Here is a 21,384-nt window from a genome sequence, read left to right as displayed (position 1 = left end):
AAGGGCCAAGTCCTTGCGCGCAAAGACTCTTTTGGGAAGCGCACAACAAGCGGCCCTGGATACCGGCTCAAGGCCGGCATAATGAAAGAACGCGGGACGCGCTTTGTCAGCAGTCTGCAGCGACCCTGCAAAGGTCACTCTTTCCTTGTCTTTCGCGATATTAATACGTATGTATGAATTATCGTATATTTATGGAAGATCGACGCGATGGCCAGTGTAATCATTATCGGAACAGGGTTTGCGGCGCTCACCACGGCGCGTGAATTGCGCAAGCGGGACAGTGCGGTGACAATCACGATGATCTCGCCGCGCGATACGCTGCACTATCTTCCAAGCGCGATCTGGCTGCCTGCCGGGCTGCGCTCAGGGGGCGAGCTGAAAGTGCCGTTGGCGGGCTTCTTCGCCAGACACCGTCTTGATTATGTTCGGGCACGCGTCACGGGTCTTGAAGGGGATGGCCGCACGGTGCTGACCGATAACGGCACGTATCAGGCCGATCAGGTGGTGATTGCCTCCGGTGGTCGGTTCATCCGGAAACTGCCCGGCATCGAGCATGCTCTGGTGCCGTGTGAAGGGATCGCGGTCGGTGAGGAGATCGCCCGCCGCCTTGCCGATATGGAGGGCGGCACCATTGCCATCGGCTTTGCCTCCAATCCAAAGGAGCAGGGCGCCGTGCGCGGTGGGCCGATGTTCGAATTTCTGTTTATCATCGACACGATGTTGCGAAAGCAGAAGCGGCACGAAAAATTCCGGCTGGTGTTCTTCAATCCGTCCAACCGGCCCGGTCAACGCCTCGGCGACAAGGCCGTCGATGCCTTGCTGAAGGAAATGGAAAGGCGCGATATCGAAACCCGCCTTGGACACAAGATGGTCGGTTTCGAGGAACACAAGGTCATCACCGAAGGCGGCGCGTTTGATGCGGATCTGATCCTGTTCATGCCGGGGCTTACGGGACCGTCCTGGCTGGAGAACACAGATTTGCCGCTGTCGCCCGGCGGCATGGTTGCGGCGGATGAAAAATGCCGCGTCAGGGACCGGCCCGGTCTTTGGGTGGTTGGCGACGCCGGGTCCTATCCCGGACCTGACTGGATGCCGAAACAGGCCCATCAGGCAGATTTGCAGGGGATTGCGGCTGCGGAAAATATCGCTCTTGCCCTTGAAGGCAAACAACCGCGCCGTGACTTCAAGCCCGAACTGATCTGCATCGTCGATATGCTGGACACCGGCGTGCTGGTTTTCCGCAATCTCCGGCGCAACATCCTTCTGCCGAGAAGCAGAATCTTCCATTGGTTGAAACGGTATTTTGAAAAACACTATCTCAGGGCGTTTCGCGGCTAGGCGAAATAGCTGAGAAACTATGCAACAAATACAAGGAAGTATGCGTTTGACGAACTGAACACGGCCGACGCAAGTGTCCGTGCCGGGGATGAAGGAACCGAAGAATTTTCGGCTGCTTGTCCGCGATCATTTCGGCGCCACGTCCGTGGTGATAGCCTGCCGCCGGCCCGAAGCCTGACGTGACGAAGCGTTTGCTGTGACGAGCGCCGGTGCGTTCGGTGCGGCATTCACGTCGGCGGGATGGGGCATGCGGTGCTGTCTGAGATGCAGCGGCGCAAACGGGTTGGCCCGAATATCTGAACCAAAAGGAGTAAAGCGATGACGAACAACAAGTTGATTGAATATCTGCAGCGGGCCGTCAACATGGAGATGACTGCTGCACATCAGTATCAGCTGCACGCGCATACGCTTGACGACTGGGGGCTGACAAAGCTTGCTGCACAGATGCGCGAGGAAATGACCGAGGAACTCGGCCATTCCGATCTGTTCATGGAAAGACTGTTTTTCCTCAAGGAAGCGCCGGAACTCGGCTTTGACAAGGCGCCGAAGAAGGCCAATTCCCTGCCGGAAATGTTCAAATCGGATATGGCCGACGAAGAAGAGGCTATCAAGGTCTATACGGAGGGCGCCCGGCTTGCCGCAGATCTTGGCGATATCGGCACCCGCACCCTGTTTGAAAAGATCGTGCTGGACGAGGAAGGCCACAAGGCCTGGCTCGAGCTTCAGCTCGACCTGATCGAGCGTCTGGGCGAAAAGACCTACAGTTCCAAACTCGTCGCCTTCGGCGATGACGACGATGCAGAGGACTGAAACCCTCTGAACTTGCGAAACGCACAACCTCCCTCCCGGCAAACATTTGCCGGGAGGGCTATCGCATATGGCTTTGCCGCACAGCCCCCAAGTCTTCTCGCCCCGGAGGGGAGAGATGTCGCGAAAGCGACAGTGAGGGGGGAGCCTATCCACGCGGACGCCCTCACGAAATTGACACGCTGCTTCACCCTCACTGCCCCTTTCGGGGCATCTCTCCCGCACGCGGGAGAGAGTATATGGAGCGAGGTTCAGGGCCAACTGCGGTAGCCCTACCGATGGGAGAGGCGCTACGACAATAAAGGACGCACCGGATAGCGCATCCTGCAGCGATTTCTGTATAATTGATGAGACTTGTTCATGAGTGGTTGTGCCTTGCGGGGTATTATCCCGGGACTCAAATACTCCATCTAACCCTCAAAGAGGCAAAGGGAGAGATGATGATTCGATATCGTGTGTACGCAACCGTTGCCATGCTGGCATTCGTCTTCCTTGCTGCCGGTTTTCCGAATGCCGGGATCAGGACTACAAAAGGAGCCGAAATGATCAGAATAGAAGTTATCGCCGGCGACCAGGTGTTGCCCGCAACGCTTGACGATACGCCAGCGGGCCGGGATTTCGCCTCGCTACTGCCGCTCGAATTGACACTGAGCGACTATAACGGCGTGGAAAAGACCGCCGATCTGCCGCGCAAGCTCGATACGACCGATGCACCGGCCAGCTACAAGCCGAAAAAGGGCGATATCACGCAATATGTGCCGTGGAGCAATATCGCGATCTTCACCAAGCCATTTTCCGATTCACGCGGCCTGCTCCGCCTCGGCGAATTCGACGGCCCGATCGATGCCCTGACGCAGGCCGGCGAGGTCCCCGTGCAAATAAGGCTGGCGGACTGAACTGACGATCGGAAACCATGCGGCGGGGGCTTGTTGATTGCCGGTTGCGCTTGATCTTGTGCAGCGGCGCAAGACATCCGTGTGTGCGGAATTCTGTTTCGCACTCCGTTTTCCGATCAGAATGGAGGCGGTCACCCGCACCGCGCCGACATTTGCAGATGGCGTGGCCCTGCACGAAGTGCTGGACGTGATTGAAAAGTCGGCTGCAGCCAAGGGCTGAAACAACACACGCCAGCCGTCCTTTCGGGCGGCGGGCCGTGCTGATCGCCTACATCTACAGCCCTGAGCGTTTCAGGATTGCCTCGGGGTAACGTTCCCCTGTCGTGCGGAAACCGGCGGCATCGATCTCGGCCAGATCGGCAGCAGACAGGCGTATGTGGAGCGCGCCGATATTTTCCTCAAACCGCTCTATCCGCCGGGTGCCGAAAAGCGGCACGATCCATCGCTTTTGCTCCAGCAGCCACGCCAGCGCGACCTGAGCGGGTGTCGCGCCATGCCGCTTTGCCATCCGCTTCAGCAGATCGACGATTTCCAGATTGGCTGTTCGGGCATCCCCCTGAAAACGGGGAATCTGTGCGCGGAGATCGTTGTCCGCAAATTGCGTGCCGGTATCGATCTTGCCGGTGAGGAAACCCTTGCCGAGCGGCGAAAACGGCACCAGCCCGATACCCAGTTCCTCAAGTGTCGGGATGATCTCGTCCTCCGGCTCCCGGGTCCACAGCGAATATTCGCTCTGAAGTGCGGCGACCGGCTGCACCGCATGGGCGCGGCGGATGGAACCGGCGCCGGCCTCCGAAAGGCCGAACCAGCGAACCTTGCCCTCCGCGATCAGGTCTTTGACCGTTCCGGCGACATCTTCCATCGGCACATCGGGGTCGACGCGGTGCTGATAGAACAGGTCGATATAATCGGTCTTGAGCCGTTTCAGGCTTTTTTCGGCCACCGAGCGGATCTGTTCGGGGCGACTGTTGACGCCGCCGCGGTGCTCGCCCGTTTCCTGATCGATATCCCAGCCGAATTTGGTCGCGATCTTCACCTTGTCGCGCATGCCGGAAAAGGCTTCGCCGACCATCTCCTCGTTGCTCCAGGGGCCGTAGACTTCGGCTGTATCAAAAAAGTCCATGCCATGGTCGACGGCTGCGCGCAGCAGCGCAATCATCTGCGGCCTGTCGTCGATTTCACGGCCCTTGCCGTATCCCATGGCACCCAGTGCCAGCGCAGACACTTCCAGTCCGCTTCCAAGCTTTCGCTTCTGCATGATTGCTCCTTCCCGTTGTTCAGACGGCATAATCGGTCGATGCCGTTCAGGCACACCGACGCCCCTGTTTGAATTTGGGGGCGGTGCGCTGCTGAAACCAGCGGATCACGTTCATGACAACAATGAAGCCGGTTCATGTTCCGGTCGCCGGTTTTGCAGAAACACCGCAAACAGGCCGAGGCACTGTGTTGTCTTGTACATAAATGTGGGTTTTCATGAACGGAGCACATATATACGATCCGGCCATCCCGCCTTAACGTTCGGAGACAGTCATGCTGCGTGAGAATATCAATGATCTGATTGCATTGTCGGTTGTCGCAGAGGAACGCAGTTTCACCCGTGCGGCGGCCCGGCTCAATGTCTCCCAGTCGGCGCTCAGCCACACCATCAAGGCGCTCGAAACCCGGCTGGGCCTGCGGCTTCTGACCCGAACGACGCGCTCCGTGGCGCCGACCATCGAGGGCGAGGACCTGCTTTTGACGCTGGGCCCGTGTTTCGAGACCATCGAAGCGCGCTTGCAAGCCCTGACCGACAGCCGGGGGGAGCCCTCCGGCACGGTGCGGATCGTGTCGACGGATTATGCCATCGACAAGCTGATGTGGCCGAAGCTTGCGCCGGTGCTCGAAAACCATCCCAGGGTCAATGTCGAATTCGTGGTGGATTATGGCTTTACCGATCTGGCCTCTGCCCAGTGCGATGCCGGCGTGCGCTACGGCGAGCAGGTGAGCGAGGGGATGATTGCCATTCGCATCGGCCCCGACGAACGCATGGTTTGCGTCGGTTCGCCCGCATATTTCGCCGCGCGCGGCAGGCCTGAAACGCCGCAACAGCTCAGCGAGCATCGCTGCATCAACCTGCGCCTGTCCACCCATGGTGCGCTTTATGCCTGGGAATTCGAGGATGAGGACGGCAAGGATATCCGGGTCAAGGTCGACGGACAGATATGTTTCAACACGATCAACCCGGTCGCGCGGGCTGCATGCGACGGTTATGGCCTTGCGCTTGTGCCCGAAGGGCTTGTCGATGCCGAGATCGCATCTGGCCAGTTGGAGCTTTGCCTTGAGCAGTATTGCCCCTATTTCCCGGGCTTTCACTTTTATTATCCCAGCCGCGAACGGCCGTCTTCGGCCTTCCAGGTCGTGCTGGATGCCTTGCGCGAGCGGGCCTGAACCCATTCATGAACCTCAGGCATGAGTGTATTCGCGCAGCCGGGTATTATCTGTGGTCGTTCCCGCCCCAGATCATGAGTGTCACAACCATTATAGCGACCGACACTGGATCTTGAGGAAACCTGAAATGAAGAAATATATCACAGCCTCCGCCCTTGCCTTCATGACAACCGGCGCCGCTGCACAGGATGTCTCGACCACGATTCCCGATGCTGTCGGCAAGGTCGCTCCGGCATTGCAGGACTATTCGAGCAAGGACCTGATCGGCACGGTCTGGAAAGGTGAAGAGCTTTCCACCCGCGATCGCGCGCTTGTCACCTTTGCCGCCATGATGACCATGCACCAGACCGAAGAGCTGGCGGCGTTTACTGCCGTTGCGCTCGATGCCGGCGTCGAACCTGCCGAACTGGCTGAAACCATCACCCATCTGGCGTTTTACACCGGCTGGGGCAACGCCACAGCTGCGGCGACCGCCATGGAGCCTGTTTTTGCCGAACGCGGCGTCACTGCGGAAAACCTGCCATCGCCGGACCCGGAATTGCTGTCGCTGGACGAGGAAGCCGAGGCGGCGCGCCAGGAACTTGTGTCGACCAATTACGGTAATGTCAGCCAGGGCGTCGTCGACAACACCCAGCAGCTTCTGTTCCTCGATCTGTGGCTGCGTCCGGACCTTGAGCCGCGCGACCGCAGCCTTGTGACCGTTGCCGCGTTGATCGCGTCCGGTCAGCCCGATCAGATGAGCTTCCACCTCAACAAGGCCATGGACAACGGCCTGACACAGGAAGAAGCCGGCGCCGTTCTGGCCCACCTTGCGTTCTATACCGGCTGGCCGAAGGTGTTTTCCGCAATGCCGGTGGCCAAGGACGTGTTTGAATCGCGCGAAGGCTGATTGCCATTGAAAGTCGAATGGAAAGACGGCGTATTGCCTTTTGCAGCCATGAATTATTTTCATGGCTGCAAGGAATGAGCGGGCCTTTTTCCATACCGGGCCGGGGTCTATATCGGGGCGCAAGGAGATCGACATGAACATCGCGATTCTCGGATCCGGCCTGATCGGTGCGAAGCTCGGTTCGCTTTGGGCGCAGTGCGGTCATTCGGTCACGTTCGCCTATTCCAGAAGCCCGCAAAAGCTGGAACGACTGGCAGCACAGGCGAATGCGGCGACGGCAACGGTCGCAGACGCCGTCAGCGGCGCGGATGCCGTTCTTCTCGCCGTCCACTGGTCGCGCGTCAACGATGTGCTCGGCCAGACGGGCGATCTGGCCGGAACTGTTGTTCTGAACTGCTGCGTGCCGCTCAACGACAGCGACAGCCAACTTGTGGTCGGCATGACCACATCCGGTGCGGAAGAACTGGCCCGCAAGCGCCCGAAGGCGCGCTGGGTGTCGTGTTTCAATACCGCGCCGTCGGAGAGTTTTGCGAAGGTTTTTGCCCGCCGCACCGAGACCCCGCGTTCGAACCTTCTGGTTTATGGTGACGACAGCGGCGCAAAGGAACTGGCCGGCGGTTTGATCCGCGACATCGGTTTTGAACCGCTGGAAGCCGGCGGGCTCAGGACCGGCCGGTTTGTCGAACCCTTCGCCATGGTCACCGCCGAACTCGCCTATGGGCAGCCCGGCGGTGCAGCATTGGTCTATCGATTTGAAAAACTGCAAGATTGAACGTGTTTAAAGGAGACTTGTCATGAAAATTATTCGTTCTGGATCCGCCCCTTCCATGAAAGGCCCGGAAGACTGGTTTACCGGCACGGTGCGTATTGATCCGCTGTTTGCCGCCGAAGAGCCCGGCCGCACCGGCGGTGCGCATGTCACCTTCGAGCCCGGTGCGCGCACAGCCTGGCATACCCATCCCGCAGGCCAGACACTGATCGTCACCTTCGGCAAGGGCCGCGTTCAGCGCGAGGGCGGACCGATCGAGGAAATTTCGCAGGGTGATGTCGTCTGGTTCCCCGCAGGCGAAAAGCACTGGCATGGCGCTGCCCCCGAAACGGCCATGAGCCATATTGCCATTCAGGAAAGCATTGACGGTTCGCCCGTGACCTGGATGGAGAAGGTTTCCGACGCCGACTATAACGGCTGACGGAACCCGTCCGGGCGAGGACTTCGCCCGGGCCCTGCTGTATTGAGACAGCATGCGCGCACTGCGAAAAATCAACCAAACCGGTGGTCGTGGCCAATAATCTGGCGATCACCGGTTTGTCTGTGCGTGATGACCTCCCGGAAAAATCGGATACTGACTTGGAAAATACGACTGCAAGGGACAGCGCCGGTGCAACGCTGATCATTGTCGCGCTTGCGACCTGTCTGGCACTGGTGGTTTTCACCGCGCCGCTGACGACACTGAACGCGATGACGCAAGGGTTGGACCTTTCCGCCGGTGCGCAGGCCTGGGTCATGAGCGGCATGCCGCTGGGCGCGGCCGTCGGGCTGTTGACGGCCGGTGCGCTTGGCGACAGCCGCGGGCGGCGGGAAACGTTTCTGGCCGGTCTGTGGCTGACGGCGGCATCCTCCCTCGTATCCGCTCTGGCCCCGAATGCCACTGTTCTCATTATCGGCCGTGTCCTGCAGGGGCTCGGCAGCGCCGGCATCATGGCTTGCGGTCTCGGGCTGATCGGGCAGGTTTTTACCGGTTCGCGTCTGAAATCCGCTGCCGCTGTCTGGGCTGCGGCTCTCGGTGCCGGGGTTGCCGTCGGCCCCATCATTGCGTCGCTGACGCTGGTCATCGGCGGCTGGCGCGCCGACCACTGGCTGATCGCGCTTGTTTCCGCAGCACTCGGGATCGCTGCGATGAAACCTTTGCCCAAAAGCTTCGGCGATCGGGCCCGGATCGATATTCTGGGATCAATCCTGCTGATGGCCGGGCTGGGGGCATTGCTGTCGGCGCTGACCGAGATCCGGCTGGGCCTGACGCCCTCTATTGTGGCGCTTTTCGTCGCAAGTGTCGTTTTGCTTTTCATCTTCGTGCGGCTTGAGAAACGGGTCGAGAATCCGATCATCCAGCTTGCGCTGTTCCGCCGCCCCGATTTTGTCGGTGCAACGGTTGCCGCCTTTGCCTCGGGCGCGGGCGTGCTGGCGCTGATGACCATGGTGCCGACAGTGCTGGAGCGCGCCTATGGCATGAGCCCGATCGTGGCCGCGGTCGTTCTGCTGGGCTGGTCGGGGATCACGGCGATTTCGCCTTTCACCGCCCGTTTCCTGCCGGCTTCGCTTTCCTCCCGCAACCGGGTTCTTCTGTCGATGGCCGGGTGCCTCGCCGGGCAGCTCCTGCTGCTTCTGCTGACAGATGGCGCCTTCTGGTGGCTGGTTTTTCCCGGCCTTCTTGTCGCAGGCATTGCCAACGGCATTCTCAATGGCGCGCTGGGTCAGGCCGCCGTCGAAAGCGTCCCGCCCGAACGCGCGGCAATGGGCTCGGCAGCCAACAACACCGCGCGTTATCTCGGTTCATCCATCGGCATTGCCATCAGCTCCGTGCTGATTTCCGCAGCCGGCAGCGAAGGCCTGTTTTTCGGCTGGTATGCCGCCATCCTGGCCACGTCGCTTTTCACACTTGCCGGCATGGTGCTGATGTTCCGGTTCGGCCACCGCGCCGCGGCGGGCTGATAATCCGGCCGGCCATACCGCTGACGAACTCGACATTTCCGAAGTGCGCGCCATATTAACCCGTGGCCTGCCTTCAACCCGTGGACCGCTCCGGGCAGCACGGGCGCTTCGAGCGGTGCAACGGCGCTCGCCGTTTGAGCAAGGCAGGGGGGCTGGTGCGAAGGTGCGGACTTGCTTACGCTGGCAGGCGTTGCTGTCGGTCGACGCTTTCCTCCCGAAGCCGGCTCGCAGTTGACTGACCTGAAATGCGACGGTGGTTCGCCGCAAGGCGTTCCGGTCACCGTCAAGCGGTAAGGAAATACCAATGAAGCTTTATGTTTATGACCATTGCCCGTTTTGCGTCCGCGCCCGGATGCCCTTTGGCCTCAAGAATATCCCTTTTGAACTCGCCTTTCTGCTCAATGACGATGAGGAAACGCCGATCCGTATGATCGGCAAGAAGATGGCGCCGATCCTCGAGGACGAAAACGGCTACATGGCTGAAAGCCTCGATATCGTTGCCAGGGTTGATGGCGTTTCCGGCGAGCGCCTGTTTGACGGCACGCCGCGCAAGGAAATTACCGATTGGCTCAAAGCCTGGGGCAGCACCATCGATGCGCTTGTGATCCCGCGCACGCCGGATCCGGTGTTTCCCGAGTTCAGGACCGAAGCCGCCCGTGCCTATTTTACCGGGAAGAAGGAAGCGAATTTCGGCTCCTTCGATGCGCTGCTGGCCGAAACGGAGACGCACAAGGCCGAGATGCTGAAGGGACTTGCGGCGCTGGCCGGGTTCCTGCCCGATCCCGAGGGCGCGTCGATCGACGATATCATGCTGTTTCCGGTTCTGCGCGCGCTTTCGACCGTACCGGATTTTGCCGTGCCCGAGCCGGTAGAGACCTACCGCACACGCATGGCCGAACGCTCTGGCGTGCCGCTGGTTGGCGCACTTCGCAAGGCCGCCTGAGATGACGGGATGGCCGCGCCAGCAGGCGCGGTCTCCAATGCGGGCGGTGGCCCTGTGAAAGCAGCATTACGCATAAAATGCGCTGCGCCCGGGCGACGACGCCTGCGATTTATGATAGGTTCGCAAGGACTCACATCGAGACATCGGACGTGCGGGAGAGGAGACCACGCGTTCCCGAAGGTCTTGGAGGAAAACAGTTTTCGCGTATCCGCGTTTTCCGTTCTGTTTTGCGTTTCTCCCCCGATTACCATTCTCCGCATTTTTGAACCAAGCCATTGGACGCAACTGCCGTGTCGAGCGAAGCCGCAACTGCCTCATTGAAACCCCGTGCCTCCAGCTTTTCATCCAAACCATCGGACGTCTCCGAAGGGCTTGGCGTGCTCACCCGCATCACCAGGATGACCCTGGCCTATCCCTGGCAGGTCGGACTTGCCGTTGCGGGAACTGTCGCCGCCGTCATGATGCAGCTGTCGATCCCCCTGCTGCTCGGCCGCGCCGTCGATCAGGCCCAGCAGGTGATCACCGGCGGGACCCAGGGGCAAGCGGCCGAACAGGCGCTTTGGGCAACAGCCGGGATGCTGCTTTTCGTCAGCGTCGCGCGCGGCATCTTCACCATGGTGCAGAACTATTACGCCGAATCGGTCGGCCACCATGTCGCCTACAAGATCAGGCTGATGTGTTATGAAAAGATCCAGCATCTGAGTTTCAGCTTTCACGGCCGGGTTCATTCCGGGGATCTGATCACTGTCGGCCTTCTGGATGTCGAGGGTGTGCGGATGTTCTTTTCCACCGGGCTCATTCGCGTTGTCCTCCTCACGCTGCTGATCGGTATCGGCGCCTTCATGCTGCTGTCGACCGATCTTGTGCTCGGATTGCTGGCGCTGAGCTTTGTGCCGTTTGTGGGCTGGCGCTCGGCGGTCTCGCGGCTTCAGTTGCGGGCCGCATGGCTGCGGCTGCAGGAATGGCTCGCAGTGCTGACCCAGGTGATGGACGAAAATCTGAGTGGCATCCGCGTGGTCCGGGCCTTCGCCGCGCAGGCTTTCGAACTGGCGAAGTTTGACCGCGCCTCGAAGGTGACGCTCGGCCTTCAGCACGAGCGCGTCGATATCCGCGTGCGCAATACCAGTGTGATGACGTTTTCCTTTTTCATTGCCATGGGGCTGGTGCTGGTCGTTGGCGGCTATCAGGTGAAAACGGGACAGACGAGTGTCGGCACGCTCACATCCTTTCTCACCTTCATGACGATATTGCAGATGCCCGTGCGCCAGATTGGCATGATGGTGAACTCGTTTGCCCGCGCCTCCACCTGCGGTTATCGCCTGTTCCAGCTTCTCGATATCGAACCGGATATTCGCGATGCCGACGATGCCAAGTCTCTGGACGTCAAAGAGGGCGTGCTGCGCTTCGACAATGTCGATTTTGCCTATCCGAATGCGCCCGACCGGCCGGTTTTGAAGAAGGTCAGCTTTACCGCCCGCAGGGGCCAGACGATCGGCATCGTTGGCCCGCCGGGCAGCGGTAAATCGACGATAGCAAGCCTTCTGCCGCGCTTTTACGACGTGACAGGCGGCGCGATCACCATTGATGGCCAGGATGTGCGCCATGTGACGCTGGAATCGCTCAGAAGTGCTGTCGGCGTGGTGCAGCAGGATTCCTTCCTGTTTACCACTACGATCGAAAACAACATCGCCTATGGCGATCCGTGGGCTTCCGATCAGCGCATCGAACGGGCGGCGGAATCGGCCCAGCTCCACAATTATGTGCTTGGCCTGCCGCAGGACTACAACACGGTTGTCGGCGAGCGTGGCGTGTCGCTTTCCGGTGGCCAGCGCCAGCGGCTTTCGATTGCCCGTGTGCTGATGCTCAGGCCGCCAATCCTGGTTTTCGACGATTCGACGGCAGCCATCGATGCCGGGACCGAACAGCGCATCCGCTCGGCCATGCACCGGATGGCGGGTGACAGCATCATGATCGTCATTGCCCACCGCCTGTCGTCGCTGATGCATGCCGACGAAATACTGTTTCTGGAGGATGGCGAGATCGTTGAACGCGGCACCCATGAGGCGCTTCTGGCAAAGGGCGGCCGCTATCACGCGCTTTACGAATTGCAGGTTCGCCCCGGTGACGAAATGCTGAACGAGACCGAGGAGGGCAAAGATGGCAACGCTTCGTGAAGCTGATGGAGCCGCCGGCGGCCCTGATACACGGCCACCGCGCGCTGTTGTCGGGTCGCATCTCGACAGCGAGGAAATCATGTTCGGCAAGGTGTTCGACGGCAAGGTCGTCGGACGGATATGGTCGTTTGTCAGCCCCTATCGTCGTCAGATCATTCTGTCGGTGATTGCTGTACTGGTGTTCACAGCCACCCAGCTGATCCTGCCGCTGGTCATCCGTTATGCCATCGACCACGGCATGGCGCCGCAGGCGGAAGGGGGACGGCCGCTGGTTCTGGCCGGAATTGCCTTTGTCGCCGTCATCCTGATCAATTATGTGGCGTCCTATGTGCAGGAGAGCACAGTCGGCAAGACGGCGGAGAATGTGCTGTTCGATCTGCGCCGGGCGATGTTTGCGCATCTGCAGCATGTATCGCTGTCCTTCATGGACAAGACCGAGGTCGGCCGCCTGATGTCGCGCCTGCAGGGGGACGTCAATTCGATGCAGGAGTTTCTGGAAACCTCGGTGCTGGCCGTCGGTGATCTGGCGCTTCTGATCGGCATCATCTTCGTGATGCTCTACCTCGATCCGCGTCTCGGGCTTCTGACGCTTGCCGTGATCCCGATCCTGTTTATCGTGCGGATATTCTGGCTGCCGCGGGCCCGCCGCGCCTTCATGGATGCGCATGAAACCAATTCGATCACCAATGGCGCGCTGGCCGAGGCCATCAACGGCGTTCGCGCCATTCAGAGCATGGCGCGCCAGAAGGTCAATTTCACCCTGTTCGACGACAAGGCCCATGCCAATCTCCAGACCCATCTCAGGGCGGCGCGCTTTGCCCAGATCATGGTGCCGATCGTCGATTCGCTGACCGGTTTCGCCATGGCCGTCGTCATCGTCGGCGGCGGGTCGCTGGTGCTCAACGGCAGCCTCGATGTCGGCATCATGGTCGCCTTCCTGTTCTACATCCAGCGTTTCTTCGACCCGATCCGCTCGCTGACCATGCAGTATTCCGTGATGCAGCGGGCCATGGCATCGGGCCAGCGCATTATCGAGGTGCTCGATGTCGAGGTTGCCGTCCGGGACAAGGCCGGTGCCGAACCGCTGCCGCGCGACAATGACGGATCGGTGGTCTTCGACGATGTCGTCTTCGGTTACGATCCCCGCCATCCGGTGCTCCAGAATGTGAGCTTCGAAGTCAAACCGGGTGAGACGGTCGCCCTTGTCGGGCCAACCGGCTCCGGCAAATCGAGCGCCATGGCTCTGGTCCATCGTTTCTATGATGTCCAGCGGGGTTCGGTGACCGTTGGCGGCCGGGATGTGCGTGACGTCACGCAGGAATCGCTTGGCCGCAACATTGCCATGGTGCTGCAGGAGCCGTTTCTGTTCACCGGCTCGGTTCTGGAAAACGTGCGCTACAACAAGAGCGAGGCGACCCGTGAGGATGTGATCGCGGCCTGCAAGACCGTCGGCGCGCATGATTTCGTCATGCGGCTTGAACATGGCTATGACACCGAACTTGGCCAGCGTGGCGAAAACCTCTCGCTCGGTCAGCGCCAGCTCCTGAGTTTCGCCCGCGCGCTGATTGCCGATGCGAAGATACTGGTGCTCGACGAGGCGACCGCCAATATCGATTCCTATACGGAAATGCTGATCCAGAAGGCGCTGGTCAAGTTGCTGGAAGGGCGCACGGGTCTGGTGATTGCCCATCGTCTGGCCACCATTCGCGGCGCCGACAGGATCGTGGTGCTGCAGGATGGCCGGATCGCCGAGACCGGCAATCACGAAGCACTGATGGAACAGGGCGGGTTGTATTCCCGGCTTTATAACCTGAACTATTCGTCCTTCGACGATCTGGCCGACGCCGACAAGGAGGAGGGGCCGGCTTCCACGACATGATCCCGGGGCGCTCCTCGCTCAGGCCATGTCCTTGCCGGTAACCTTCACCGTCGGGTCGAGGCGGTTGCGCTTCGGGCGCATCAGCGGTTCCGGGCTGACGGGATGGGTGTGCAGCATGTCGGAACCGGCCATGATGCCCTCGACCGCCTGAATTTCCAGCCGCTTGGCGTCGCGCTTGCGAATATCGTCGGTAATCGCCGTTGCTTCGTCCTCGCTGGTGCCGAGCGCGATCAGGGTCTCCTTGCCGAAGACAAGACCGGATTCCAGCGTCTCGCGCATTTCGAATTCCACGCCGCGCTGGCGCAGCGCCAGCGTGTGGCCTCGGTCATAGGAGCGGGCATAGATGTGCGCGCGCGGGAAATTCTCCTGCACCACGTCAATGACACGATCGGTGATTTCGCGCTTCTGGGTGCACACCGCCACGATCTTGGCCTTTTCGATACCGGCTGCAACCAGCACCTCCTTGCGGGTGCCGTCGCCGAAATAGATATGGAAGCCGAAGGCGGACGCCTGACGGATGCGTTCGGCCGAATAGTCGATGATGGTGACATCGCGGCCGCTGGCGAGCAGGATCTGCGCGGCAATCTGGCCGAAGCGCGAAAAACCGACCATCAGCACATCGGCATCGGCGCCGTCGAAATCCTCCTCCATCTCCTCGTGGCCCTCATAGCGGGTGGTGAGCCGCTCGGCCATGCGCACGCATAGCGGGGTCGCGACCATCGAAAGCGTGACCACCGCGATCAGCACCGAGGCGGTCGCATTGGAGAGGATGCCGGCAGCCGCTGCCGTCGAGAACATCACGAAACCGAATTCGCCGCCCTGTGGCAGAAGGGCGGCAATGCGAACGGCATCGTCATGGGCCGACCCGGCAATGCGACAAAGCCCGTAGATGACGGCGGCCTTGACGGCGATCAGCACCGGCACGGCAATGATGATCAGAACAAGGTTTTCGTAAACGACGTCGAGTTCGAGAGAAAGGCCCACGGCGATGAAGAAAATCGAGAGGAACACGCCTCTGAACGGTTCGATATCGGCTTCCAGCTCGTGCCGGTAGGAAGATTCGGCAAGCATGACGCCGGCCAGAAATGCGCCCATTGCCATCGACAGGCCAACCATCTGCATGGCCATGGCCGAGCCGATGACAAGAAACAGTGCGGCGACGATCATGACCTCGCGCGCGCCGGTGGCAGCGATGATCTGGAACACCGGCGTCAAGATGTAGCGACCGGCGGCGATCATCAGCGCGATGACCAGAAGCGCCAGTGCGGCACTGGTCAGCATGTCGGTCGTGCTCGCCTCCTCAACGCCGCCACCCAGAATACTGGCAAGGGCGAGAAGCGGGACGATGGCGATGTCCTGAAACAAGAGCATCGAAAAGGATCGCTGGCCGTAGCGGGTGTTGACGTCGCCGCTGTCATCGAGGATCTGCATGGCAAAAGCCGTGGAGGACAGCGCAAGGCCGAACCCGGCGATGACCGCCGCGCTCCAGTTGCCGACACCGCCGAAAAACGCCAGCGGCACCAGTATGGCGCCGGTGACGACCACCTGGGCGAGACCGAGACCGAAAATATCCTTGCGCATGGTCCACAGCCGCGCAGGCTTGAGTTCCAGCCCGATGATGAACAGCAGAAAGACGATGCCGAGTTCGGCGACGTGGAGGACCTCTTCGCCATTGGTGATGCGCTGCAGGACCGGGCCGATGATGACGCCGCCGGCCAGATAGCCGAGCACTGTTCCGAGCCCGAGCCGCTTGAAGATCGGCGCGGCTATGGTGGCTGCACCCAGCATCCACACGGTTTCGGTAAACAGGCTCTGCGAAGTCGCCATATGATGGTCCCAGCGTGATAAGAAAAAGGATGGCCCGGGTGAACGGTACTTGATGCGATGGAAAGTGAACAATAAATGGAAGCGCAAGGAAAGGCCAATGCCATGTCATCGAATAAACATTCCGGTCAATTGATCGAAACTGCGGCGCGGATCGTCGAGGTCGCGAAGCGGAAAGGTGCGGATGCAGCCGATGTGGTTGTCTCCGAAGGCGTATCGAACAGTGTTTCGGTGCGCGACGGCGCGCGCGAAAACGCCCAGGCATCCGAAAACCGCGGCTTTTCGCTGCGCGTGTTTTCCGGCGCCAGGGTGGCAAGTGTCTCGACCAATACCGATGATGATGTCGAAGGTCTGGTCGACCGCGCGCTGGCCATGGCGCGGGTATCGCCGGAAGACCCCTATGCCAGCCTTGCCGACAAGGACCGGCTTGCCCGAGACGCGGCCGATCTCGAACTTTATGATTCGACTGCGGTTTCCACCGAAGCTCTTGCGGAGCGTGCGCTGGCCGCCGAAGAGGCTGCGCTGTCTGTCGCCGGCGTGACCAAGAGTTCCGGCGCCGGCGCCGGGCATGGCGAGATCGGCTTCGCGCTGGTGACGTCGGACGGGTTTACCGGTGGCTATCGCCGTTCCTATTTCTCTACTTCGGTTTCCGTCGTTGCCGGTGAAGGCAGCAGCATGCAGCGCGACCATGATTATGATGCGCGCGCGCATAACAGCGATTTGCGGCCGCCGGAGGAGATCGGCCGGCAGGCCGGCGAACGCGCGGTTGCGCGGCTTTCACCGCGCCAGATGGAAACCCGCCGTGGCGCTTCGGTGCTGTTTGAGGCAAGACAGGCGCGAAGTCTCGTCGGTCACCTGGCCGGTGCCATTTCCGGCTCGGCTGTCGCCCGCAAGACAAGCTTTCTGCGTGACAGCCTTGGCAAACAGGTGCTCAGATCGGGAATCGACCTGATCGATGATCCGGCGATTGCGCGCGGCGCAGGCTCTCAGCCCTTCGATGGCGAAGGTGTCGAAAGTCGCCGGCTGGCGATGGTCGAAGACGGTATTCTGCAGCAATGGTTCCTGTCGACGGCGCTCGGGCGCGAACTGGGCTTCGAGACCAATGGTCGTGGCACGCGGTCGGGCAATTCGCTGTCGGCCTCGCCGACCAATCTCAGCCTCGAGCCGGGTGACAGGACACCGGAAGAGCTGATGAAGGAAATCGGCAGCGGTCTTTACGTCACCGAACTGATCGGTCAGGGCGTCAACATGGTCACGGGAGAATATTCCCGCGGGGCCAGCGGTTTCTGGATCGAGAACGGCGAAATTGCCTATCCGGTGGCGCAGGTGACGATTGCCGGAAACCTGAAGGACATGTTCATGGCGATGACGCCCGCCAGCGATATCGACCGGCTTTACTCGATTGCCGCGCCCAGCATTCTGGTCGAAGGGCTGACACTTGCCGGGCGCTAGTCGCTCGCCACGCTGAATTTCAAGACGACGCTATTTCTTCTTTGCACGTCCGGTCAGGCAGGCCGGATCACGAAACCACCCGGAAAGGCAGATACGATTGACCGAGGATGAAACCGCCAGCAGGGACTGGTCTGCCGATCTGGCGCTCATCGAGGCGGCAGCGGGGGAGGCGGGTGCGCTTGCGCTTTCCCATTTCGGGCAGGACCCGCAAGTCTGGTGGAAGAATGGCGGTCAATCGCCGGTAAGTGCTGCGGACTATGCCGCCAATGAATGTCTTGAAACCATTCTGAGGAAGGCGCGTCCCGGCTATGGCTGGCTTTCGGAGGAAAGCCGCGACGATCTGAGCCGCCTTGAAGCGGAGTGCACATTCGTCGTCGATCCGATCGACGGAACGCGCGGCTTTCTCGGCGGCAAGACAAACTGGGTGGTCAGCGTCGCCGTTGTCAGCGGCAGCCGTCCGGTTGCAGGGGTTCTGGTGGCCCCGGCGCTTGGCGATGTCTATACCGCGATGGAAGGCGGTCCGGCGCTTTGCAACGGAAAGCCGATCATGACCTCGCTTGCCGATGGCGAGTCCGGCAGCGACCCGCTGGAGCTCTGTCTTCCGGCCAGCCTTGCCGGCCGGTTCGATGCGGCATTCAGCGCCCGGTTGAGGCGCTCTGCCTATATACCGTCGCTGGCCTACCGGCTTGCACTGGTGGCCGAAGGCCGGCTCGATGGCACGCTGGTGAGGCCGGATTCACATGACTGGGATCTCGCCGCTGCCGATATCATTCTGGCACGCGCCGGTGCCGCGCTTCTGGATGATGAAGGCAAGGCGCTTTGCTATAACCGACCCTCCGTGCAGCACGGCACGCTGTTTGCCGGCAACCGGCAACTTGTCGGGACGCTGTTGCGTCAATTCGGCCCGTCCCGACAATCTTGACAATAACATGCAAACCCGAGACACCATGATCGCTCAAATCTGGGCAACAAAAAAGTGAGGCTCAAAATGGCTGATACAGTCGAAAACAAACAGCTCCTGCATCTCGTCTTCGGCGGAGAACTGGAAAACCTGAAGGGCGTCAAGTTCTCGGACCTCGACGCGCTCGATATCGTGGGCATCTACCCCAACTACGCCAGCGCCCATGTCGCTTGGAAATCCAAGGCTCAGCAGACCGTCGATAACGCTCATATGCGTTACTTCATCGTCCACCTTCATCGCCTGCTCGATCCCGAAGACTGATCACCGGCTGCCGGTTTCTCCATCTTTTTGCCGCATGGCTGTGGTTTTGCTGATATACGCGCAATTCAGCTGTATTATTTTAGAATAATACTAAATTACTTCACATTTCTCGTGGAAATTGTATGGCTGGACGATTTTTTTGAAATTGTATGCATGCCACATATTCCCGCTTGATGATACTTGTGTGTATATATGATTCGCGTAGTGGTAGCGGTGCGGCTGCCTGTCCTTAGGTTTTGAACGGGGATGCGGAATAAGATATGAAAACTGGCATATCAGTTTGGTTCGCCCAAAACGGGTATTGGCTGGGAGGAATTCTCGGCTATCCGCTGCTGAAGCCTGTACTTTATTATCGCGTCAGAAAAGGCAAGGAAGAGCGCGCCCGTATCGGTGAGCGCTTCGGACGGACAGCGGTTGCGCGGCCGGATGGCCCGGTGGTCTGGATTCATGCGGCCAGTGTCGGTGAGACACTGGCGGTTTCTCAAGTGATCGAAAGTATCCGGGATTACGGCATTTCCATCGTGCTGACGACAGGCACGGTCACATCTGCACGGCTTGCGGTTGAACGTTTCGGCGACAACGTCATCCATCAATATGTGCCGCTTGATGTGGTGCCGGCCGTTTCGCGGTTTCTCGACCATTGGCGTCCGGATCTTGCGATCAACGTGGAAACGGAGGTCTGGCCGACCACCATTTCCGAACTTGCCCGCCGCAAAATTGCGCAGATTATCGTCAACGGCCGGATTTCCGACCGTTCCTTCGAGCGCTGGATGCAGCGGCGCGAGCTTGCCCGAACCCTGTTTTCGCGTTTTTCGCTGGTGATGGCCCAGACCGACCTCGATGCCGAGCGGTTTGCCGATCTCGGCGCACTGCATGTTCAGGTGACGGGCAATCTCAAGGTCGACCGCAGCGCGCCGCCGGCCGATGATCAGGTTGTTCAACTGCTCCGGCAGGCCATCGGCAACCGGCCGGTATGGGCGGCGATTTCGACATTTGATGGTGAGGAAGATATTGCCGGCGACGTGCATGTTGCCTTGTCCAAGCAGCATCAGGGACTGTTGTCGGTCATCGTTCCGCGCCATCCCGATCGCGGCGATGCCGTTGCGGCCCAGCTTGCCGGCAAGGGCCTGAAGGTCTGCCGCCGCTCGCTCGGCGAGGTGCCGACGGATGACGTCGATGTTCTCCTCGGCGATACGATGGGGGACATGGGCCTTTATCTGCGTTTGAGCGAAATTGCCTTCGTGGGCCGCTCGATGACTGCCAGGGGCGGACAAAATCCGCTTGAGCCGGCCATGCTGGGCACGGCCGTGCTCACCGGGCCCTATATCGAAAACTTCCGCGATACCTACAAGCAGCTTCGTCAGCACGGCGCGGTACGCACCGTTGACGGCGTGGAGGCGCTGACGCAGTCTGTTGATCTTCTTCTGCGTGACGAAGAGGCGCGCAATCACATGATTTCCGCCGGCTATGCGGGTGTGCGGGACATGCGCGGGGCTCTGGTCCGGACCATGAAGGGGCTGGAACGTTTTCTGGCGCCGCTCAGGCTGGAGGCCCGTTTCTTTGCGCGGCCGAGACCGGTTCCGGAGAAAAAGCACGCCATCAACATCCAGGAAAAGATCGCGAACGGGGATCTGCGCAAGGCTCTTCGCTAAAGCCTCTTGCCCGTCTGTCGCGTCGCCGAAACGGAGACGGTCATATCCATGCTGAAAGCGGGGTCATTCTGGTGGCGGGACGGGCATGTCCTGAGCCGGCTTTTATGGCCGTTTTCCTGCGTTTACGGGGCTGTTGCGGGGCGACGGATGGCCCAGGCGCAAGGTGCGGTCGTTTCGGTTCCGGTGCTGTGTGTGGGCAATTTCACCGTTGGCGGAACCGGCAAGACGCCGATTGCGGAGAGGCTGGCCAAAGCGGCGGCGTCACAAGGCCGAAAGCCCGGTTTCGTGCTGCGTGGCTACGGCGCCAGGATCACCGAGGCGCTTCTGGTGGACCCGGCGCGCCATACCCATGCCGATGTCGGTGACGAGGCGCTGATGCTGGTACGCACCGCGCCCGTGGCGGTGTCGCCGGCCAGGGTCGATGCCGCGCGGCTTCTCGAAAACGAGGGCGTTGATTTCATCATCATGGACGACGGTCTGCAGAGCGGGAAGCTCCGGCCCGATCTTTCGGTGGTGGTCGTGGATGCAAAGCGCGGTTTCGGCAATGGTTATTGCCTGCCTGCCGGGCCGCTCAGAGCGCCGCTTTCAGCGCAGTTTCCGAAAGCCGATATGATTTTGCTGAACGGCGAGGGGGAGAAGGCCGGCGTGGTCATCGACCTTGCCGGTGCAGCAGGCGTGCCGGTCGAGCATGTACGCCAGCAGCCCGTGGGCGAAGCTGCACAGTTTTCAGGCCGCAAAGTGCTGGCCTATGCCGGGATCGGCGACCCGCAGAAGTTTTTCGACACGCTGGAAGCGCTCGGCGCTGACGTCGTGGAAGGCGTTCCGCTTGCCGATCACGCCCCGATGACAACCGCGCTGGCGCGAAAACTGCTTGACCGCAGCGGGCGTGATGACCTTCTGCCCGTCACCACGGCAAAGGATATGGCGCGGCTTTCCGGTGTGCAGGAAACCGAAATCGCGGCGCTGCGGGACATCAGCGCCGTTCTGGAAATCACTGCCGTTTTCAGGGACGAGGCGGTGCCCGAGCGGCTGGTTCAGGCTACTATCGATGCCTTTGCAAAACGATTTGACGCCGCGCCGTAACGCCTTGCTCAGGTGATCCAGGCCGGGCCCGCTCGATTTTGTGTGGGCATTCGGCTTTGTTTGTCGTATTCTCGCCGTGTGCCGAAAC

The 21,384-nt window shown here is 60.5% G+C and carries 19 protein-coding genes; 17 read left to right on the top strand and 2 right to left on the bottom strand.

The features are described 5' to 3' along the window. Positions 1-207: 207 nt before the first annotated feature. From ABID12_RS15955 to ABID12_RS15940, 4 genes are all read left to right on the top strand, one after another. Positions 208-1,338, top strand: a complete 1,131-nt coding sequence (locus ABID12_RS15955; protein ID WP_354435076.1) for an NAD(P)/FAD-dependent oxidoreductase — start codon at positions 208-210, stop codon at positions 1,336-1,338. A 318-nt stretch (positions 1,339-1,656) separates the two neighbouring features. Beyond that, positions 1,657-2,148 (top strand): bacterioferritin, encoded by a 492-nt coding sequence (locus ABID12_RS15950; RefSeq protein ID WP_106302571.1) that lies wholly within the window; start codon positions 1,657-1,659, stop codon positions 2,146-2,148. 539 nt (positions 2,149-2,687) lie between these two features. Further along, complete coding sequence (locus tag ABID12_RS15945) at positions 2,688-3,041, top strand: cyclophilin-like fold protein (protein WP_354435075.1); 354 nt, start codon at positions 2,688-2,690, stop codon at positions 3,039-3,041. Between the two features lie 37 nt (positions 3,042-3,078). Then, positions 3,079-3,261 carry a hypothetical protein gene (locus tag ABID12_RS15940; protein ID WP_354435074.1) on the top strand — a complete coding sequence of 61 codons (183 nt, stop codon included), beginning with the start codon at positions 3,079-3,081 and terminating at the stop codon, positions 3,259-3,261. Positions 3,262-3,315: 54 nt separating this feature from the next. On the opposite strand, the gene ABID12_RS15935 is transcribed toward ABID12_RS15940, so the two are convergent. Further along, entirely contained in the window at positions 3,316-4,299 is a 984-nt protein-coding gene (locus ABID12_RS15935; RefSeq protein WP_354435073.1) for an aldo/keto reductase, read from the bottom strand. A 272-nt stretch (positions 4,300-4,571) separates the two neighbouring features. Here ABID12_RS15935 and ABID12_RS15930 point away from each other — a divergent pair, with 272 nt between their 5' ends. From ABID12_RS15930 to ABID12_RS15895, 8 genes are all read left to right on the top strand, one after another. Next, positions 4,572-5,468 (top strand): LysR family transcriptional regulator, encoded by an 897-nt coding sequence (locus ABID12_RS15930; RefSeq protein WP_354435072.1) that lies wholly within the window; start codon positions 4,572-4,574, stop codon positions 5,466-5,468. A 127-nt stretch (positions 5,469-5,595) separates the two neighbouring features. Then, positions 5,596-6,357, top strand: a complete 762-nt coding sequence (locus ABID12_RS15925; protein WP_354435071.1) for a carboxymuconolactone decarboxylase family protein — start codon at positions 5,596-5,598, stop codon at positions 6,355-6,357. A gap of 133 nt (positions 6,358-6,490) precedes the next feature. Next, a complete protein-coding gene (locus tag ABID12_RS15920) occupies positions 6,491-7,129 on the top strand; it encodes an NADPH-dependent F420 reductase (protein ID WP_354435070.1) in 639 nt (212 codons plus the stop codon). A 22-nt stretch (positions 7,130-7,151) separates the two neighbouring features. Further along, entirely contained in the window at positions 7,152-7,547 is a 396-nt protein-coding gene (locus tag ABID12_RS15915; protein ID WP_354435069.1) for a (R)-mandelonitrile lyase, read from the top strand. 158 nt (positions 7,548-7,705) lie between these two features. Beyond that, on the top strand, positions 7,706-9,067 hold the full coding sequence (locus ABID12_RS15910) for an MFS transporter (protein ID WP_354435068.1): 1,362 nt from the start codon (positions 7,706-7,708) through the stop codon (positions 9,065-9,067). A 304-nt stretch (positions 9,068-9,371) separates the two neighbouring features. Further along, positions 9,372-10,010, top strand: coding sequence for a glutaredoxin 2 (gene grxB / locus ABID12_RS15905; protein WP_354435067.1), 639 nt, complete (start codon positions 9,372-9,374; stop codon positions 10,008-10,010). A gap of 290 nt (positions 10,011-10,300) precedes the next feature. Continuing rightward, complete coding sequence (locus ABID12_RS15900) at positions 10,301-12,184, top strand: ABC transporter ATP-binding protein (RefSeq protein WP_354435066.1); 1,884 nt, start codon at positions 10,301-10,303, stop codon at positions 12,182-12,184. Continuing rightward, entirely contained in the window at positions 12,168-14,063 is a 1,896-nt protein-coding gene (locus tag ABID12_RS15895; RefSeq protein ID WP_354435065.1) for an ABC transporter ATP-binding protein, read from the top strand. Before ABID12_RS15900 ends, ABID12_RS15895 begins: the two co-directional genes overlap by 17 nt. Positions 14,064-14,081: 18 nt before the next feature. Here the strand turns inward: ABID12_RS15895 and ABID12_RS15890 are convergent, their stop codons facing one another. Beyond that, a complete protein-coding gene (locus ABID12_RS15890) occupies positions 14,082-15,890 on the bottom strand; it encodes a monovalent cation:proton antiporter-2 (CPA2) family protein (protein ID WP_354435064.1) in 1,809 nt (602 codons plus the stop codon). A gap of 102 nt (positions 15,891-15,992) precedes the next feature. On the opposite strand from ABID12_RS15890, the gene ABID12_RS15885 reads away from it, so the two are divergent. The 5 genes from ABID12_RS15885 (at position 15,993) to lpxK (ending at position 21,296) form a co-directional block, all read left to right on the top strand. Next, positions 15,993-17,339: a TldD/PmbA family protein gene (locus ABID12_RS15885; protein ID WP_354435063.1), complete on the top strand. Its 1,347-nt coding sequence runs from the start codon at positions 15,993-15,995 to the stop codon at positions 17,337-17,339. Positions 17,340-17,436: 97 nt separating this feature from the next. Then, positions 17,437-18,261 (top strand): 3'(2'),5'-bisphosphate nucleotidase CysQ, encoded by an 825-nt coding sequence (locus ABID12_RS15880; RefSeq protein WP_354435062.1) that lies wholly within the window; start codon positions 17,437-17,439, stop codon positions 18,259-18,261. 66 nt (positions 18,262-18,327) lie between these two features. Further along, a complete protein-coding gene (locus tag ABID12_RS15875) occupies positions 18,328-18,561 on the top strand; it encodes a DUF4170 domain-containing protein (RefSeq protein WP_106302535.1) in 234 nt (77 codons plus the stop codon). A gap of 260 nt (positions 18,562-18,821) precedes the next feature. Continuing rightward, positions 18,822-20,213: a lipid IV(A) 3-deoxy-D-manno-octulosonic acid transferase gene (gene waaA, locus ABID12_RS15870; RefSeq protein ID WP_354435061.1), complete on the top strand. Its 1,392-nt coding sequence runs from the start codon at positions 18,822-18,824 to the stop codon at positions 20,211-20,213. Positions 20,214-20,261: 48 nt separating this feature from the next. Beyond that, on the top strand, positions 20,262-21,296 hold the full coding sequence (gene lpxK / locus ABID12_RS15865; protein ID WP_354435060.1) for a tetraacyldisaccharide 4'-kinase: 1,035 nt from the start codon (positions 20,262-20,264) through the stop codon (positions 21,294-21,296). The last annotated feature ends 88 nt before the right edge of the window (positions 21,297-21,384 follow it).

The organism is Martelella mangrovi (assembly GCF_040545495.1).
GTDB classification, from domain to species: domain Bacteria; phylum Pseudomonadota; class Alphaproteobacteria; order Rhizobiales; family Rhizobiaceae; genus Martelella; species Martelella mangrovi.
This window is presented reverse-complemented; position numbering and strand designations above follow the sequence as displayed.

What these genes read in the sequence shown, in the direction of transcription:
- ABID12_RS15955 (WP_354435076.1), top strand. Translation starts at nt 208, where the DNA reads ATGGCCAGTGTAATCATTATCGGAACAGGGTTTGCGGCGCTCACCACG.
- ABID12_RS15950 (WP_106302571.1), top strand. Translation starts at nt 1,657, where the DNA reads ATGACGAACAACAAGTTGATTGAATATCTGCAGCGGGCCGTCAACATG.
- ABID12_RS15945 (WP_354435075.1), top strand. Translation starts at nt 2,688, where the DNA reads ATGATCAGAATAGAAGTTATCGCCGGCGACCAGGTGTTGCCCGCAACG.
- ABID12_RS15935 (WP_354435073.1), bottom strand. Translation starts at nt 4,299, where the DNA reads ATGCAGAAGCGAAAGCTTGGAAGCGGACTGGAAGTGTCTGCGCTGGCA.
- ABID12_RS15930 (WP_354435072.1), top strand. Translation starts at nt 4,572, where the DNA reads ATGCTGCGTGAGAATATCAATGATCTGATTGCATTGTCGGTTGTCGCA.
- ABID12_RS15925 (WP_354435071.1), top strand. Translation starts at nt 5,596, where the DNA reads ATGAAGAAATATATCACAGCCTCCGCCCTTGCCTTCATGACAACCGGC.
- ABID12_RS15920 (WP_354435070.1), top strand. Translation starts at nt 6,491, where the DNA reads ATGAACATCGCGATTCTCGGATCCGGCCTGATCGGTGCGAAGCTCGGT.
- ABID12_RS15915 (WP_354435069.1), top strand. Translation starts at nt 7,152, where the DNA reads ATGAAAATTATTCGTTCTGGATCCGCCCCTTCCATGAAAGGCCCGGAA.
- grxB (WP_354435067.1), top strand. Translation starts at nt 9,372, where the DNA reads ATGAAGCTTTATGTTTATGACCATTGCCCGTTTTGCGTCCGCGCCCGG.
- ABID12_RS15895 (WP_354435065.1), top strand. Translation starts at nt 12,168, where the DNA reads ATGGCAACGCTTCGTGAAGCTGATGGAGCCGCCGGCGGCCCTGATACA.
- ABID12_RS15890 (WP_354435064.1), bottom strand. Translation starts at nt 15,890, where the DNA reads ATGGCGACTTCGCAGAGCCTGTTTACCGAAACCGTGTGGATGCTGGGT.
- ABID12_RS15885 (WP_354435063.1), top strand. Translation starts at nt 15,993, where the DNA reads ATGTCATCGAATAAACATTCCGGTCAATTGATCGAAACTGCGGCGCGG.
- ABID12_RS15875 (WP_106302535.1), top strand. Translation starts at nt 18,328, where the DNA reads ATGGCTGATACAGTCGAAAACAAACAGCTCCTGCATCTCGTCTTCGGC.
- waaA (WP_354435061.1), top strand. Translation starts at nt 18,822, where the DNA reads ATGAAAACTGGCATATCAGTTTGGTTCGCCCAAAACGGGTATTGGCTG.
- lpxK (WP_354435060.1), top strand. Translation starts at nt 20,262, where the DNA reads ATGCTGAAAGCGGGGTCATTCTGGTGGCGGGACGGGCATGTCCTGAGC.